The organism is Mesorhizobium vachelliae (genome assembly GCF_033977325.1).
In the GTDB taxonomy this organism is placed as follows: Bacteria; Pseudomonadota; Alphaproteobacteria; order Rhizobiales; family Rhizobiaceae; genus Mesorhizobium; species Mesorhizobium vachelliae.
Genome location: NZ_JAVIIR010000016.1, coordinates 48,405 through 64,595 on the forward strand (window position 1 = coordinate 48,405; position 16,191 = coordinate 64,595).

Sequence of the window (16,191 nt, forward strand, 5' to 3'; positions counted from 1 at the left end):
TCACCTCTCCCCCGGCCGTTCGATGGCGGGAAGCTTTGGAAGGCCGAAAATCGAAAAATCGCCGGCGCGCGCCGGCGCCTCGGTGCGGATTGCCGCGCGCAGCCTGGCCGAGCGCGCGCGCGGATTGGCGTCCAGCTCGGCGTCCCCTGGCGTCACGCCGCTGCCGGCCTTGCGGAAGGTCGCGACGCGCTGCGGCGCATCGGGCATATGGCGCGAGCCGCCGGCGGCTTCGGAACGGTCGGCGATGAAGCGCTTGACGATGCGGTCCTCCAGCGAATGGAATGTCACCACGGCGAGCCGTCCGCCAGGTTTCAGCACACGCTCGGCGGCCAGCAGCGCCCTTGCGAGCTCGCCGAGCTCGTCATTGACGAAGATGCGCAGCGCCTGGAAGACGCGGGTGGCCGGATGGATCTTGTCCTTCGGCGCCCGTCCGATGTGCGTTTGGATAGCGTCGGCGAGATCGAGCGTGCGCTCGAAAGGCTTCTTCTCGCGCCGGCTCTCGATCATGCGCGCGATGCGCCCGGCATGGCGCTCCTCGCCGAGAAAGCCGAAGATGCGGGCAAGGTCGCCAGCCTTGAAGGTGTTGACGACGTCGGCGGCGCTCAGACCCGCCTGCGCCATGCGCATGTCGAGCGGCCCGTCGGCCCGAAACGAAAAGCCACGCTCCGCCTGGTCGAGCTGCATGGACGAGACGCCGATGTCGAGCACCACGCCATCGGCGCCTTCGGCATGCTCGTCCAGCGTCGAGAATGGCGCCTGGACCAGCCTCAGCCGGCCGCCGGCCTGCTCTTCGAGCGCCCTGCCCGCCGCGATCGCGTCCGGGTCGCGATCGATGGCGACGACCGAAGCCCCGCGATCGAGGATGGCGCTGGTGTAGCCGCCGGCGCCGAATGTCCCATCGATAATCGTCTCGCCGGCTTTCGGCGCGAGCGCATCGAGCACCTCGGCAAGGAGGACCGGAATGTGACGGGCCAGTCCGCCAACGGCGTGAGGGTCATCGCCGTGGCCAGCCATCATTCCGATCGCTCCCCGGGCTTCGTCCCCTGCCGAAGCTGCAAAAGCCTGGCCCGCGCCTGCGCCCCATAGGCGGCAAGCCGTCCCGGCTCCCATATCTGAAAGAAATTGCCGCGGCCGACAAAGGCCGCCTCGTTCGCGATGCCCGTATGTTGGCGGATGAAATCGGTCATGGTGATGCGGCCATCCTGGTCGAGCTTCAGAAATGTGCCGTCGCCATGGCAGAAGAACGACATGTCGTCCGCCGTCTGCAAAAAGGGGTCTTCCAGCGCGATCCGCTGCTCGTAGCGGTCGAGCAGGTCGAGGCCGCCCACATCCATGGCCGGCAGGTCCAGGCAGCGCAGGGCGTAGAGTTCCGAATAGCCGCGTTTCTGGACCACGGCGCGGAAATGCGCAGGAACGGACACCCGCCCCTTCGCGTCGATCCTGCTCACCGTATTTGACAGAAATCGGTCCAATGAACGCTACAGCCGCTTCCGCCGCCGCACCCCTTCCCATGTTGTTCTCCGCGCCCCGGCCGCACTCGCGGCAAATCGCTTCATTTACTGGGGCGAAAACCGGCAAACGCGCAGCCGCCGCGGCTGCCCGATTGGCGTACGCTTCACCCTGACGCGGAACGAAAGCTTGATGATGCGAATGGGATAACATGGGGCACTATGGGCGTCAACGGGAACAGGCATCACAAACATGCGCGCCACAACCAGGAAGCGCAGGCTGAAGGCACGTCTCGTCTTTATCGTCCATTAAGCCTAACGAAGCGTTTAGAGCCCTCTGGCCCAAAAAGACGCAGCTTGCTGCGGAGGGCCGGCACGCATAGCGTCGGTTGAAGTTTTCTGCCCTGACCAAGGATCGAGTTGATGTCTGACACTGCGAAATCACGCGCCGCAACACTTACCCATCTGCGCAGCGCCGGTTTCGCCAAGGGCGATCCTATCCCCTTGCCGCTGACCATGGCCTCGATCTTCCACGCGCCCGGCGACGCGACCGGCTTCGATCAATATGGCCGCTTCAGCAATCCGACCTGGCATGCCGTCGAGCATGCGCTCGGCCACCTGGAAGACGCGCAATGCGTTGCCTTCCCTTCGGGAATGGCCGCGATTTCCGCTGCTTTCTTCGCGCTCGTCAAATCGGGTGACCGCATCCTCCTGCCGTCGGATGGCTATCACACGACGCGCGCGCTGGCCGAACGTTTCCTGAAACCGCTCGACGTCGCCTATGACGTGCGGCCGACGGCGAGCATGTTGGATGGCGGCTTCGCCGGCTACCGCGCGGTCTTCGTCGAAAGCCCGTCGAACCCTCGGCTGGACATCTGCGACATCACCGCCGTCGCCAAGGCGGTCCATGCGCAAGGGGGTGTGTTGATCGTCGACAACACGACAATGACGCCCTTCGGCCAGCGTCCGCTCGATCTCGGCGCCGACATCGTGGTCTCGGCCGACACCAAGGCGATCAACGGCCATTCCGACGTTCTCTTCGGCCATGTCGCCAGCCGTGATCCCGACATTGTAGCTAGGGTGAAGGATTGGCGCGAGACGGCCGGCGGCATCCCCGGCCCGTTCGAGGCATGGCTCGTGCATCGTGGCCTTGAGACGCTGGAAGTGCGCTTCGACCGCATGTGCTCGTCGGCTGAAACGATCGCACGGCGGCTGAAAGACCACCGCGCCGTCAGCGGCCTGCGCTTTCCCGGGCTCGAAGGCGATGCCTCGCACAATCTGGCGCGTGCCCAGATGGAACGTTTCGGCTTCCTGATTTCGTTCGAGCTGGCCTCGGAGGACAAGGCCGAGGATTTCATCAACAATTGCGGACTGATTGAAGCGGCAACCTCCTTCGGCGGCGTGCATACGTCGGCCGAGCGGCGCTCCAAACGCGGCGACGCCGTGCCGCCGGGCTTCGTTCGTCTGGCGATCGGCTGCGAGCCGGTCGAGGAGCTTTGGCAGGCAATCGAGGCGTCGCTGGACAGGATCGGCGCCTAGTCGCTCACTAGATCAGATCATCAGCCTCGATTTTGCGCCGGCCATGCAGCACGCGCAGGATTCGATCGCATCCCCGGCTACACGGTAAGCTTAGATATTCGCCGACGACGAGATGGCGGATTCCCGGAGCAATATCGTCGCGTATGGGACCAGATGAAGGATAGACGGCGAGTTGCCGCCAGCGCCTTTCGATGCGATCGGGCAACCGGTCCGCTGCGACTTCGCTGTCACGCGCAACGTACTGCCAGATCGCGATCAAATCCTCTTCCGCATGCGCGGTTCGAACGATGCGCAGCAAATGTCATACCGCTCCGCCAGATCGAAAGCGCCGGCGCGCCTCAGCTTTGATCTCTTCCATGGATTCGAACCGGCCGGGCCCGCTGTCGATGCCTTCCTGCACCAGCACTCGCAATTCCTCGACGGTGTAGCCGAGCAGGTCGCGCCGCTCCTTCCATTGCCTGAGCGCATCGCGGATCACTTCGCTCGCGGAAGCATACTCTCCGGCAGAGACGACATCGTCGACAGCCTGCGCCAGTTCCGGTGAAAGCGTGATGCTGCGTTTGTCGACCTGGCCCATGACATGCTCCTATTTCACTCATGGTACGATTTAATCGCACCAGCTTCAAGGATTGACCAAATCGAGGAGGCTGTTCCGCAGAAATGCTTGAACAGAGGTCTCGCCCGTCGGCGTAAACCTCCTGATCCCGTTCAGCTATCGCTACGAGAAAAATGCCAGCTGGCCTGTAAGCCGGGTTCTGTATGGCCCTCGCCTTGCGACGAGAACGTGGCGGCCATTCATCTTGGGCGCATGTTGCCACGCGCCTCACGCAACCTACCCGGACGGTGGGCCGGAAACAGCCCTCGAAGGTTTCCCTTCGCACCGCCCCTATTCGGTTTTGCTCCCGGTGGGGTTTGCCTTGCCGCTCCTGTTGCCAGGCGCGCGGTGGGCTCTTACCCCACCCTTTCACCCTTGCCCCGGCAATGCCGCGGCGGTTTGCTTTCTGTGGCACTTTCCCTGGGGTCGCCCCCGCCGGCCGTTAGCCGGCACCGTGTCTCCATGGAGCCCGGACTTTCCTCACCCGCAGCCTTTCGGCTCTCGCGGGCGCGGCCGCCCGGCCAGCTGGCAAGCGCGTATAAAGGGATTCCCGCCTGAAAACGCAAACGAAAAAGCGCCTGAAGCGCAGCGGATCTGGGATAACGACATGCATGAAACAGACACGCGTTGCCCAAATCCACTTCGACGGGCAGCCTTAAAGCATGTCTCCCGAAGGTGGGAACCGGTTTCGGGATAAAGATATGCGCAAAATCAAAACCTAAAGCGCATGGAGCGAATCTGAAAGATCGCGACGCGCTTTAGACAGGCGAACCCAGCGCCGCCATCTGCACCTTCACCTTGCTGCAATAGGCGGCCGAAACCGGATTCATCCGTGTGGCGCCGTGACCGGCATTGTATTTCAGGATGGTGCCGCAGGTGGAGCCGCCGCCGAGACCTTGCGCCATGGCGAGATATTTCATGCCGTATTTGATGTTGGTGTCGGGGTCGAACAGCCCCTTGGCCGAACCGGTGTAACCCATCATGCGCGCCGTGGCCGGCTTGATCTGCATCAGGCCGATCTCGCCGGCGCTGCCGACCATGTTCGGCCTGTAGTTGCTTTCGATCTTGATGACGGCCTTGGCCAGCGACACCGGCACGCCATAGCTGGCGGCATAGCGGGCAATGATCGCCGAATACTGGCCGCCGCCCGTCGCCGAGGACGACAAAGCCGGCTTCTCGGGATGGATGGAAGCTGTCGCGGTCAGGTCGATGGTTTGCCTGTTGCGCTTCGAATTGCGCCCTGCCGTTTTCTTCGCTGCTTTGGCCACAGCGACCTTCCCTACCTTGGTCGAGGCCGTTCTTTCGATTTTTGAACCCTTGGCGGTCGGGCTTGCCTTCGGTGCTGCAGGGGCGGCGGCAAAGCCGTTGTCCGACCGCAAGCTCAGAGGGGCACTGTTCGCTGGATTGAAGGCAAGAGTCATCACTCCGGCAGCAATAGCTGCCGCTACAACGGTCAATCTTTGCATGTAGCCCTGTTCTGTTAGAGCCACGCGAAGAACTTCGCGCAGTTGGGTCAATTCAACATCGGGCATCTTGGGGGGATAGACGCCCGACAACTTGCGGGAGAGGCATTTGGAGGCGGAATTGGCGGCAATGAAGGCGGCGCAATTCACTTTAAATGACAGATTGTAATTTAGGAACTTATCGCGACTGCTTGGCGGGAGTTGCCTTCACGGAAGCCACGAGCCTTTCAAGCGTGCGGAATGTCGAATTGTCCGCCACGCCATCGACCAGGCGCCGCCGGAAATGCCGCTGGAACGCCGCCACCACGATCTCCGTCTGCCGGTCGTAGACGCTCGACATCTCGACACCGTAGCCGTAGAGCGCCAGCATCGACTGCAGCACTTCGACATCGGAGCCGGTATCGCCGGTCTTCAGTGCGGCGCCGGGCCTTATCGGCGCCGCCGGCACAAGATGGCCGACACCGGCCGCAAACAGCGCCTTCCACGGAAATTTTTCGCCGGGATCGACCTTGCGGCCCGGCGCCACGTCCGAATGCGCGAGCACCCTTGCCGCGGGGATCGAACAACGGCTCGCGATACCCGCGCACAACTCGATCACGGCGCCGATCTGCCGCCTCGGGAAAGCCTTATAGCCCAGCGAATGCCCGGGATTGACGATCTCGATGCCGACCGAACAGGAGTTGATGTCGGTGCGCCCGAGCCAGGAGCTCTTGCCGGCATGCCAGGCGCGGTCGCTCTCGCGCACCATCTGCACGATGCGGCCATCCTCGTGGACAAGATAATGCGAGGAGACTTCACTTGCCGGATCGCACAGCCATGCCTCGGCGCCAGCGCCGCTTGCCATGCCGGTATAGTGCAGCACGATCATGTCGGGCCGGAGCGTCTCGCGGCGCGGACCGAAATTCGGCGACACTCGGACCTCGGCGCCTGGCTGGTCGGGCGGGAAGCCGCTCATACGTGCCTGAGGCCCCGTTCGATCATCTCATAGGCGGCATTGATCGCCGCGACCCTGGTCGTGGCGATCTTGATGAATTCCTGCGGCAGGCCGCGCGCGATCAGCCTGTCCGGGTGATTGTCGGAGATCAGCTTACGGTAGCGTTTCCTGACCTCCTCGAACGGCTTGCCACGCTCGATGCCCAGGACGACATAAGGATCGGCCGCGCCAAGATTGACGTGCCTGGACAGGATCGCCTCGTAGTGCGCCTCGTCGATCTGAAAGATCTCGGCGATCCGGTGCAGGAACTGCCCTTCCCGCTCGTGGATGAGCCCGTCCGCCTTGGCGATGTGGAACAGGCCGTCGAGGATGTCTTCCAGCATCATGCAGTTGGCATGACCGGAGCCGCAGAGCTGCGCCATGCGCTGGGCATAGGTCTCGAAGCCGGCGATGTCCTGCTTGGCGATGTCGTAAAGCCGCGCCACGTTGCGTGTCTCGCTCGGCGGCACCTCGAAGATTTCCTGGAAGGCCCGCACCTCGTCCTGCGTGACGATGCCGTCGGCCTTGGCCATCTTGGCCGAAAGCGCGATCATCGCCACAGAGAAGGCCACGCGCCGGCGCAGGTCCGGATCGCCGGAAAACACGGTGCGCACGGCTTCGACGACATCCGCGACGCCCGAGGACGCCGACGACGAAACACGAGCGATGAAGTCGCCAAGGCGGTCCCAAATCGACATGCGGCTTCATAGTGCGAACCGGGCGGTTCTATCAAGCCGGGACAATGCCGCAGGGAGCCGGCGTCATATGGGATCAACGCAAGAAGGCCGGCAATGCCGGCCTTCCTCAAAATTATCAGTCAGCTCTTACTGCGCAGGCGCGGCAGGAGCCGGTTTTGTTGCCGGAGCCGGTTCAGCAGGCTTCGAAGCGTCGGGCGAGGCTGGCTTCATGGGCTGCTCGTTGGCCGGCGGATTGGTGCTCTGGGTGGTGGTGGTGTCGGTGCCCTTGCCGCTGTCGCTACAAGCCGCGACCCCCAGCAGGGCGAGCGCCGACATAGACGCCAGAATGAGCTTCTTCATGGTATCACTCCTTCAACAGACGCTCACATTTCGGTGAGCGGTCGCAGGGAAAATGCATCAGCAGGCTGCCGGTTTCGTAACGTTGCATTTCGATGTGTAACATCAACTTGCGATTGCTGGCGCCGAAATCCCGAACTAACAGAACATACGGTCGAAGACACAAATGGATAAGCAGCATGCCGGCAGCCGCGGGAACTGAGAAATGGGACTTCTGGATCGACCGCGGCGGCACCTTCACCGATATCATCGGCCGTGATCCGCAAGGCCGGCTGCACCCCCGAAAACTTTTGTCCGAAAATCCCGAGGCCTATGCGGACGCCGCCATCCAGGGCATCCGCGACCTGCTGGGCCTGAAAGCCGGCGCCGCCATTTCCGCCGACGCGATCGGCGACGTCAAAATGGGCACGACCGTTGCCACCAATGCGCTGCTCGAGCGCAAGGGCGACCGCGTGCTGCTGCTCATCACCAAGGGTTTTCGCGACGCCTTGCGCATCGCCTATCAGGCGAGGCCGGACATCTTCGCCAAGGAGATCATCCTGCCGGAGCAGCTTTACGAGCGCGTCATCGAGATCGACGAGCGCGTGCGCGCCGACGGCTGCGTGGAGCGCCTGCTCGACATCGCGGCCTGTCGCCCGGCGATCGAACAGGCGAAGGCCGACGGCATCGATGCGGTCGCCATCGTCTTCATGCATGCCTGGAAATATCCCGACCACGAAAAAGCCGTGGCAAAAGTATGCCGCAAGATCGGCTTCAGCCAGATCTCGGTCTCCCACGAGGTCTCGCCGTTGATCAAGCTGGTCGGCCGCGGCGACACCACCGTGGTCGACGCTTATCTGTCGCCGATCCTGTCGCGCTATGTGCAGCGTGTGGCGGGAGAGCTGGGCGCCGGTCCGCGCCTGATGTTCATGATGTCGTCGGGCGGACTGACCGCCGCGGACATGTTCCAAGGCAAGGACGCGCTGCTGTCGGGGCCGGCAGGCGGGGTCGTCGGTATGGTCGAGACGGCGAAGCTCGCCGGCTTCGGAAAAGTTATCGGCTTCGACATGGGCGGCACCTCGACCGACGTCGCCCATTTTGACGGCGAATATGAGCGCGCGTTCGACACCGAGGTCGCCGGCGTGCGCATCCGGGCGCCGATGATGCGCATCCACACCGTCGCCGCCGGCGGCGGCTCGATCCTGCATTACGAGGCTGGTCGCTTCCGCGTCGGGCCGGACTCGGCCGGAGCCAATCCCGGTCCCGCCGCGTACAGGCGCGGCGGCCCGCTCGCCGTCACCGACGCCAATGTCATGCTGGGCAAATTGCAGCCCGATTTCTTTCCTGCGATCTTCGGCGCGGGTCAGGACAAGCCGCTCGACATCGGCACTGTTCGCGAAAAATTCACGGCGCTTGCTGCCGAAATCGGCGACGGCCGGACGCCCGAGGCGGTCGCCGAAGGCTTTGTCACCATCGCCGTCGAGAACATGGCCAACGCCATCAAGAAGATCTCGGTGCAGCGCGGCTACGACGTCACCGAGTATCTCCTCAATTGCTTCGGCGGCGCCGGCGGTCAGCACGCCTGCCTGGTCGCCGACGCGCTCGGCATGGAAGCCGTGCTGATCCACCCCTTCTCCGGCCTGCTTTCGGCCTACGGCATCGGCCTCTCGTCGGTCTTCGCCTCGCGCCAACAGGGTCTGCTGCAGCCGCTTGCCGAGGAATCCCGCACGGCGATCGAGACACTCATCGCGACGCTGCGCGGCGACGTCATCGCCGAGCTTGGCGAGCAAGGTATCGCCGAGGACATGGTTTCGACGAGACCTGTCCTGCACATCCGCTATGACGGCACGGACACGGCGCTGCCGGTGAATTTCGAGCATGGCTCGATCTTCCGCGCCAAAGGCGACTTCGAGGCGGCGCATAAGGCGCAGTTCGGTTTCGTCTATGACGACAAGCCGATCGTCGTCGAGACCGTCGCCGTCGAAGGCATGGAAGCCGCTCGACAGGACAAGGCCGAAGCCTACGCCCCTGCGGGACCGGCGGGAGCTGAGGTCAGGTCTTCGGAAAGCCGGCGCATCTACACCGAGGGCCGCTGGCACGAGGCCGGCGTCCATCGCCGTGAAAACCTGCTTCCATCCCACACGGTCGCAGGGCCCGCGCTGATCATTGAGCCGAACCAGACCATCGTCGTCGAGCCGGGCTGGCGCGCCGAAATCACCGATCTCAACCACGTCGTGATACGCCGGACGGAACGGAAGGCGCGCGCCGCGGCGCTCGGCACCGAGGCCGATCCGGTGATGCTGGAGGTCTTCAACAACCTTTTCATGTCGATCGCCGAGCAGATGGGCGTGACGCTGCAGAACACGGCCTATTCGGTGAACATCAAGGAACGGCTCGATTTCTCCTGCGCCGTGTTCGATCGCCATGGCGCGCTGGTCGCCAATGCGCCGCACATGCCGGTGCATCTGGGCTCCATGGACCGTTCCGTGGAAACCATCATCCGCCTGAATTCCGGCGACATCCACCCTGGCGACGTCTTCGCGCTCAACGCCCCTTACAATGGCGGCACACATTTGCCCGACATCACGGTGGTGACGCCCGTCTTCGACGATGCGCGCAACGAGATCCTGTTCTGGGCGGCCTCGCGCGGCCATCATGCCGATGTCGGTGGCACCGCGCCGGGTTCGATGACGCCTTTGGCCACGACGGTGGATGAGGAAGGCGTGCTGTTCGACAATTTCCGCATCGTCGATCGCGGCCGATTCCGCGAGAAGGAATTGGAGACTCTGCTCACCGACCACCCCTACCCCGCACGCAATCCCATCCAGAACATCGCCGACCTCAAGGCGCAGATCGCCGCCAACGAAAAGGGCGTGGCGGAGTTGCGCAAGATGGTCGCGCATTTCGGCCTCGACGTCGTCGAAGCCTATATGGGCCATGTCCAGGACAATGCGGCCGAGAGCGTGCGCCGCGTGATCGAGCGGCTTCCCGACAGCGCGGTTTACGAATACCCGACCGATACCGGCCAGGTGATCAAGGTGAAGATCACCGTCGACCGGCAAAAGCGCGAGGCGACTGTCGATTTCACCGGCACCTCGCCCGTCATGAAGAACAATTTCAACGCGCCGGAGCCGGTGGCCCGCGCTGCCGTGCTCTATGCTTTCCGCGTCATGGTCGAGGACATGATCCCGATGAACGCCGGCTGCCTGAGGCCGATCAACATCGTCATCCCTGACGGCTCGATGCTGAAGCCCGCCTACCCTGCCGCCGTCGTCGCCGGCAATGTCGAGACCTCGCAGCATGTCACCAACGCGCTGTTCGGCGCGATGAGCGCGATCGCCAACGCGCAAGGCACGATGAACAACCTCACCTTCGGCAACAGGAAATACCAGTATTACGAGACGATCTGCTCCGGCTCGCCGGCCGGCCGGATGAATTCCGGCCGGGGCTTTGCCGGCACTTCCGGCGTCCACACGCACATGACCAATTCACGCCTTACGGATCCCGAGGTGCTGGAACTGCGCTTCCCCGTCGTATTGGAGGACTTCCATATCCGTGAGGGTTCCGGCGGCAAGGGCAAGTGGAATGCCGGCGACGGCACCAGGCGCACCATCCGCTTCCTCGAAAAGATGGAATGCGCGATCCTGTCCTCCCACCGAAATCGGCCTCCCCAGGGCCTTGAAGGCGGCGGCGACGGCGAGGCCGGCTCGACCAAGGTCAGGCGCAATGACGGATCGGTCGACGTCCTGAAGGCGTGCGACCAGACCACGCTCGACGCCGGCGAGGCCGTCATCGTCACGACGCCGACACCCGGAGCGTTCGGAAAGGCGTGAGATTGCGTCAACAGGCTGTCACCTGCCTGTCATGACGCTGCGCTAACCGCTTGCGCCAACGCAAACGGGGAATCACCTTTCCATGTCGGATGTTTCCGGAGAACTCGTTTATCGCCGAGGCAAGGAAGTCGGAAAGGCCGTCTACCAGAACCGCGCATTGTCGAAGGACGGCATTTCCGAGCGGTTGTTCGCTTTCCTCTTCTCCGGCCTCGTCTATCCGCAGATCTGGGAAGACCCGGATGTCGACATGGAGGCCATGCAGCTCGGCGCGGGCCATCGCGTCGTCACGATCGCGTCGGGCGGCTGCAACATCCTGGCCTATCTGACCCGCTCGCCGGCCCGGATCGACGCCGTCGATCTCAACGCCGCGCACATCGCGCTGAACCGCATGAAGCTGGAAGCGGTGCGCCATCTGCCGTCGCAGGGCGATCTGTTCCGCTTCTTCGGCGCCGCCGGCACCAGCCACAATTCGGATGCCTATGATCGCTTCATCGCGCCGCATCTCGATCCGGTGAGCCGCCATTACTGGGAGCGCCGCAACTGGCGCGGCCGCCGCCGCATCTCGGTCTTCGACCGCAATTTCTACCAGACCGGCCTGCTCGGCCTCTTCATCGCCATGGGCCATCGCGTCGGCAAGCTGTTTGGCGTCGACCCGGCCGGCATCATGAAGGCCGAGAACATCGGCGAGCAGCGCCGCTTCTTCAACGAGGAGCTGGCGCCGGTTTTCGACAAGAAGCTCTTGCGCTGGGCGACCTCGCGCAAGGCTTCGCTTTTCGGCCTGGGCATCCCGCCGGCGCAGTACGATTCGCTGATCACTTCCGGCGACGGTTCGATGGCGAGCGTGCTCAAGGCGCGTCTTGAAAAGCTCGCCTGCGATTTCCCGCTGAAGAACAACTACTTCGCCTGGCAGGCCTTTGCCCGCCGCTATCCGCAACCCGGCGAGGCGGCGCTTCCTGCCTATCTCGAACAGCGCAACTATACGACGATCCGCGACAACATCGACCGCGTCGCCATCCACCACGCCAACCTGATCAAGTTCCTGGCCGCCAAGGACGCGGGTAGCGTCGACCGTTTCGTCCTGCTCGACGCGCAGGACTGGATGACCGACGACCTGCTCAACGCGCTGTGGACCGAGATCACCCGCACAGCCTCGGTCGGCGCGCGCGTCATCTTCCGCACCGCGGCCGAACCGAGCCTGCTGCCCGGCCGTGTCTCCAGTTCGCTGCTCGCCCAATGGACTTACGAGGCCGACGCCTCGCGCGAATTCTCGGCAAAAGACCGCTCGGCCATCTATGGCGGCTTCCACCTCTATGTGAAGCGCGCCGCATGAGCACGACGGAGCTGCCGGCCAGCCATGCCGAACTGATGGACGGCGTCTATCGCTGGCAGCGCCACATCTATGACCTGACCCGCAAATATTACCTGCTCGGCCGTGACAGGCTGATCGACGGGCTGGACGTGCCGCAGGGCGGCACCGTGCTTGAGCTCGGCTGCGGCACCGGCCGCAATATCGCGCTTGCCGCCCGCCGCTATCCGGACGCTCGCTTCTTCGGCCTCGACATCTCAGCCGAGATGCTGGAGACGGCGAGCGCGGCCATCGCTCGCGAAGGTCTCTCCGATACGGTCAAGCTGGCGTGCGGCGACGCCACCGATTTCGACGCCAAGGCTCTCTTCGGCCTCGAGCGCTTCGATCGCGTCTTCGTATCCTATTCGCTGTCGATGATCCCTGGCTGGGAAAAGACCGTATCGGCCGCGCTTGCCGCGCTTGCGCCGGGCGGCTCGCTGCACGTCGTCGATTTTGGCCAGCAGGAAGGCCTGCCGCGCTGGTTCCGTGACCTGCTGCGCGGCTGGCTGCGGAAATTCCACGTCACGCCGCGCGCCTCGCTGCGCGACGTGCTTGAATCGGAATCGCAACGCGCCAGCGCAACCTTCCGTTTCAGGACGCTTCATCGCGGCTATGCGTGGCTGGGCGTGATTAAAATCCCCGTCTGATTTTGCAATTTTGAAGCGGTGCTGCTCCAGTCAGCAGCGCAACCACCAAGCATTGCGCTTGTGACCCAAGGGGTGGTACACTATCTCTACCTTGGAAGCATGAGATGATTGTCGGCTTTAGAGATGGATGGCTGCGGGCCTTCTTCGTGGACGATACCCACTCCCGCAATATTCCGTCCGACCTCGAAAGCCGTTTGTTTCGTAAGCTCCAGATGATCGACGACGCGGCAACCGATCAGGATTTGCGCGTACCGCCCAGCAACCATTTCGAGAAGTTGCGTGGCAATCTTGAAGGCTTTCATTCGATCCGCGTCAACAAACAATGGCGGCTGATCTTCCGCTGGGATAGCAGCCGTGGCGAGGCGTGGGATATCTATCTGGACGACCACAGCTATAAGTGAGGTGCGACATGTTGATGACCACACGCAAGCCCGCGACGGTGGGCGAAATCCTTACGGAAGAATTCATGCAGCCGCTCGGTTTGACCCAGGCGGCCCTGGCCGAGGCAATGGGTGTCCAGCGCAAGCATGTGAACGAATTGTGCAACGACCGCCGCAGCGTAACGGCGGCGACGGCGCTCATTTTGGCGCGTGTGTTCGGCAACAGCGCGGATTTCTGGCTGAATGTCCAACGCCGCAGCGATCTTTGGCAGGTCATGAACTCGCCTAACGAGCGGGCGCGCGTGGATCGTGCTAAACCCTTGCCGACAGCCGCATAGGCAGGCTGCTGCCGGTCAGTGCAGCGCCTTCACCAGCGCGCCAACCATCGCTTGTGGCCGATAGCCGAACTTGGCCGGGGTCAGCCCAAGCCGAACCACCACCAGTTGCTCCGAAGGGATGATCGCCACCGTCTGGCCGTCATGGCCCTCCATCCAGTAGATGTCCTTTGGCAGGCCGGCGGCGGCACCCGCGCCGGGCTTTTCTTCGTCGCCCGGCCCCTCGATCCATAACTGGCCTTTGCCGTAGACCTTCGAGGCCGGCGCCGGCTCGCGCATCCAGTCGACGAAGCCGGCAGGCAGGATTTGGTTGCCGTTCCAGACGCCGCCCTGCAGCAGGAACTGGCCGAAGCGCGCCCAATCATGCGCGGTGGCGTAAAGATAGGACGAGCCGACGAAGGTGCCCTGCTCGTCGGTTTCGAGCACCGCGCTATGCATGCCGAGCGGCTCGAAGAGCGCCGTGCGTGGCCAAGCCAGCGCTTTGGCCTTGTCGCCGATGGCGTTCTGCCAAAGGCGGGACAGCATCACGGCCGTGCCGCTCGAATAGGAAAACACCTTGCCGACCTCGCCGGTCAGCGGCTTGGCCTCGGCGAAGCCTGCCATGTCCGGCTCGAGATAGAGCATGCGCGTTACGTCCGCGACGTCGCCGTAATCCTCGTTGAACTCCAGCCCGCTCGACATCGCCATCATGTCGGCAAGGCTGATTGCGGCACGCCCGTCTGTCTTCCACGGCGCGAACAGGCCCTTGTTGTCGATCGCCAGCTTGCCGTCCTTGACCAGCGTGCCGACGATCGCGGCATTCACCGTCTTGGTCATCGACCAGCCGAGCAGCGGCGTCTTGGCCGAAAAGCCTTCGCCATAGCGCTCCGCGACGACGCGACCGTTCTTCGCCACCACGATGGCGCGCATGCCGATGCCGGCCATGGCGGCATCGTCGACGATCTTCGCGACTTCAGGGTTCTGCGAAGCATCCACCCGCTCGCCGTCGGGCCAGAGCGCGTCGGGCTGCGTCGCCGCCGACGGCGCATTGCGCAACGATGTCTGTCTTGCCTTGCCGGTATCGCCGTCGGGAACCGAGGCGCAGCCGACGCCATCGCGTTCCACCGCGACGCTCTTGCCGAGAACCCAGAGCAGGCCGGCCGAAACCAGCCCTCGCTCCTTGTCGACAGAGACCTTCATCAGCTTGAGCAGCGGATGGCCCGGCGCCTGCACATCGACGGCCAGGACCTCTTTGGCGTCGCGGCCGGCGATGAAGACGTTCGAGCAGACGATCTTGGCCGAATAGCCGGAGCCGACACGGATCAGCTCGGGTGGGGCGAAATAGAGCCAGGCGAAGAGCGCCGCGACCGCCAGGATCACAAGGCCAAGCAGCCATTTGATGAACTTTACGACAGCCCGCATCTTTCCCCGCCTCTTGGATTCGCCGGCTCGATTTATGTCATTGATTTGCCGCCATTGCTTTCGCAAAATCACCGGCGTTGTCGAGCGCCGTCAATGGATTCTCAACCATGTTCGGCGATCTACTGCTTCATGCCGCCCAAAAGTGCGCAGCGGTTTTGGGATGACGACATGGACAGACAACAGCAGTTGGGGCGGTCCTGTGGGGCGACCGTCCGGAGGGGCCTGCGCAAGCAACGGCCATCTGCAAAGACCCATCAGCGGCCGGCTGGACCCGGCTCGGGGAATGTCATGCGCCGTCTTGCGGCCATCCTGATGCTGACGCTGCTGGGCGCCTGCTCGACCGTCGACGACCTTTCGCCGTTGTCGCCCTCCGCGCAGACTGTTGCCGTGCATGCGCCCAAATTCGAGGACTCGAAGCCGCATGAGTGGGACAGCGGCGCGCCGTGGAATTATGCCATCCACGGCACGGATGTTTCCAAATACCAGACCTCGGTCGACTGGCCGACCGCCAGGGCCAGTGGCATCTCGTTCGCCTTCATCAAGGCGACTGAGGGCGGCGATCGTTTCGACGACTATTTCAGCGAGCACTGGGCGCGCACCAGGGCAGCCGGAATTCCACGCGCCGCCTATCACTTCTTCTATTTCTGCACGCCGGCCGAGACCCAGGCGCGCTGGTTCATCGCCAATGTCCCGCGGGACCCGTCGGCAATGCCGCCGGTGCTTGACATGGAATGGAACCCGAAATCGCCGACCTGCCGGCTGCGCCCCGATCCGGCCACCGTGCGCAGCGAAATGAGCGTTTTCCTGCAAATGGTCGAGCGCCATTACGGCAAGAAGCCGATCATCTACACCTCGCTCGATTTCTTCGACGACAACCAGCTGGCGACCTTCCGCGGCTATCCCTATTGGCTGCGCTCGGTCGCCGGCCATCCGCGCGAAAAATACGGCAGCCACCCCTTCACCTTCTGGCAGTACACCGGCACCGGCATCGTGCCCGGCATGACCGGCAAGTCGGACATCAACGTCTTCAACGGCTCGGAAGCCGCCTGGAAGAAGTGGCTGCGGCAGAACACCCGTTGACAACCGATCCCCCGCCTGCTTTTCGACACGGCGGGCGGCGAAACATGCAACCGCTGGTAATCCGGAGCGGCGCACTCGCGCGAGTGCCTGGCGCGGCTCCCGAGCTTTGAAATCCTCGCATGCGCCTGTCCGATCCCGG

16 protein-coding genes and 1 other RNA gene are annotated in these 16,191 nt (G+C 63.5%); 7 read left to right on the top strand and 10 right to left on the bottom strand.

What is annotated here, in order from left to right; translation table 11 throughout:
- Both rsmH and mraZ read right to left on the bottom strand, forming a co-directional pair.
- The gene (rsmH, locus tag RFM41_RS27470) at nt 1-1,017 is read right to left on the bottom strand and encodes a 16S rRNA (cytosine(1402)-N(4))-methyltransferase RsmH (RefSeq protein ID WP_320252588.1); all 1,017 of its coding nucleotides are present in this window, start codon (nt 1,015-1,017) and stop codon (nt 1-3) included.
- Nucleotides 1,014-1,472 carry a division/cell wall cluster transcriptional repressor MraZ gene (mraZ, locus tag RFM41_RS27475; protein WP_320252587.1) on the bottom strand — a complete coding sequence of 153 codons (459 nt, stop codon included), beginning with the start codon at nt 1,470-1,472 and terminating at the stop codon, nt 1,014-1,016. The genes rsmH and mraZ overlap by 4 nt, the downstream gene beginning before the upstream one ends.
- 399 nt (nt 1,473-1,871) lie before the next feature.
- On the opposite strand from mraZ, the gene RFM41_RS27480 reads away from it, so the two are divergent.
- On the top strand, nt 1,872-2,987 hold the full coding sequence (locus RFM41_RS27480; protein ID WP_320252586.1) for a cystathionine gamma-lyase: 1,116 nt from the start codon (nt 1,872-1,874) through the stop codon (nt 2,985-2,987).
- Nucleotides 2,988-2,994: 7 nt separating this feature from the next.
- Here RFM41_RS27480 and RFM41_RS27485 read toward each other — a convergent pair whose 3' ends face one another.
- The 7 genes from RFM41_RS27485 to RFM41_RS27515 form a co-directional block, all read right to left on the bottom strand.
- Nucleotides 2,995-3,285 (bottom strand): type II toxin-antitoxin system RelE/ParE family toxin, encoded by a 291-nt coding sequence (locus RFM41_RS27485; RefSeq protein ID WP_320252585.1) that lies wholly within the window; start codon nt 3,283-3,285, stop codon nt 2,995-2,997.
- Nucleotides 3,286-3,288: 3 nt separating this feature from the next.
- Nucleotides 3,289-3,564 carry a type II toxin-antitoxin system ParD family antitoxin gene (locus tag RFM41_RS27490; protein ID WP_320252583.1) on the bottom strand — a complete coding sequence of 92 codons (276 nt, stop codon included), beginning with the start codon at nt 3,562-3,564 and terminating at the stop codon, nt 3,289-3,291.
- Between the two features lie 151 nt (nt 3,565-3,715).
- Nucleotides 3,716-4,111: RNase P RNA component class A (gene rnpB / locus RFM41_RS27495), an RNA gene on the bottom strand.
- Between the two features lie 229 nt (nt 4,112-4,340).
- A complete protein-coding gene (locus RFM41_RS27500; RefSeq protein WP_320252582.1) occupies nt 4,341-5,048 on the bottom strand; it encodes a lytic transglycosylase domain-containing protein in 708 nt (235 codons plus the stop codon).
- Between the two features lie 175 nt (nt 5,049-5,223).
- A complete protein-coding gene (locus tag RFM41_RS27505) occupies nt 5,224-6,000 on the bottom strand; it encodes an N-acetylmuramoyl-L-alanine amidase (protein WP_320252580.1) in 777 nt (258 codons plus the stop codon).
- The gene (locus RFM41_RS27510) at nt 5,997-6,716 is read right to left on the bottom strand and encodes a TerB family tellurite resistance protein (RefSeq protein ID WP_320252578.1); all 720 of its coding nucleotides are present in this window, start codon (nt 6,714-6,716) and stop codon (nt 5,997-5,999) included. The genes RFM41_RS27505 and RFM41_RS27510 overlap by 4 nt, the downstream gene beginning before the upstream one ends.
- Before the next feature lie 126 nt (nt 6,717-6,842).
- Nucleotides 6,843-7,055, bottom strand: coding sequence for a hypothetical protein (locus tag RFM41_RS27515; RefSeq protein WP_320252577.1), 213 nt, complete (start codon nt 7,053-7,055; stop codon nt 6,843-6,845).
- A gap of 176 nt (nt 7,056-7,231) precedes the next feature.
- Here RFM41_RS27515 and RFM41_RS27520 point away from each other — a divergent pair, with 176 nt between their 5' ends.
- The 5 genes from RFM41_RS27520 (at nt 7,232) to RFM41_RS27540 (ending at nt 13,574) form a co-directional block, all read left to right on the top strand.
- Nucleotides 7,232-10,864 carry a hydantoinase B/oxoprolinase family protein gene (locus RFM41_RS27520; RefSeq protein ID WP_320252576.1) on the top strand — a complete coding sequence of 1,211 codons (3,633 nt, stop codon included), beginning with the start codon at nt 7,232-7,234 and terminating at the stop codon, nt 10,862-10,864.
- Between the two features lie 82 nt (nt 10,865-10,946).
- The gene (locus tag RFM41_RS27525) at nt 10,947-12,194 is read left to right on the top strand and encodes a BtaA family protein (protein WP_320252575.1); all 1,248 of its coding nucleotides are present in this window, start codon (nt 10,947-10,949) and stop codon (nt 12,192-12,194) included.
- Nucleotides 12,191-12,856 carry a class I SAM-dependent methyltransferase gene (locus RFM41_RS27530; RefSeq protein ID WP_320252574.1) on the top strand — a complete coding sequence of 222 codons (666 nt, stop codon included), beginning with the start codon at nt 12,191-12,193 and terminating at the stop codon, nt 12,854-12,856. Before RFM41_RS27525 ends, RFM41_RS27530 begins: the two co-directional genes overlap by 4 nt.
- A gap of 104 nt (nt 12,857-12,960) precedes the next feature.
- Entirely contained in the window at nt 12,961-13,257 is a 297-nt protein-coding gene (locus RFM41_RS27535; protein ID WP_320252573.1) for a type II toxin-antitoxin system RelE/ParE family toxin, read from the top strand.
- 8 nt (nt 13,258-13,265) lie between these two features.
- Nucleotides 13,266-13,574, top strand: a complete 309-nt coding sequence (locus tag RFM41_RS27540) for a HigA family addiction module antitoxin (RefSeq protein WP_320252572.1) — start codon at nt 13,266-13,268, stop codon at nt 13,572-13,574.
- A gap of 15 nt (nt 13,575-13,589) precedes the next feature.
- Here RFM41_RS27540 and RFM41_RS27545 read toward each other — a convergent pair whose 3' ends face one another.
- Complete coding sequence (locus RFM41_RS27545; RefSeq protein WP_320252571.1) at nt 13,590-14,972, bottom strand: serine hydrolase domain-containing protein; 1,383 nt, start codon at nt 14,970-14,972, stop codon at nt 13,590-13,592.
- Between the two features lie 288 nt (nt 14,973-15,260).
- On the opposite strand from RFM41_RS27545, the gene RFM41_RS27550 reads away from it, so the two are divergent.
- A complete protein-coding gene (locus tag RFM41_RS27550) occupies nt 15,261-16,052 on the top strand; it encodes a glycoside hydrolase family 25 protein (protein WP_320252570.1) in 792 nt (263 codons plus the stop codon).
- Nucleotides 16,053-16,191 lie beyond the last annotated feature (139 nt).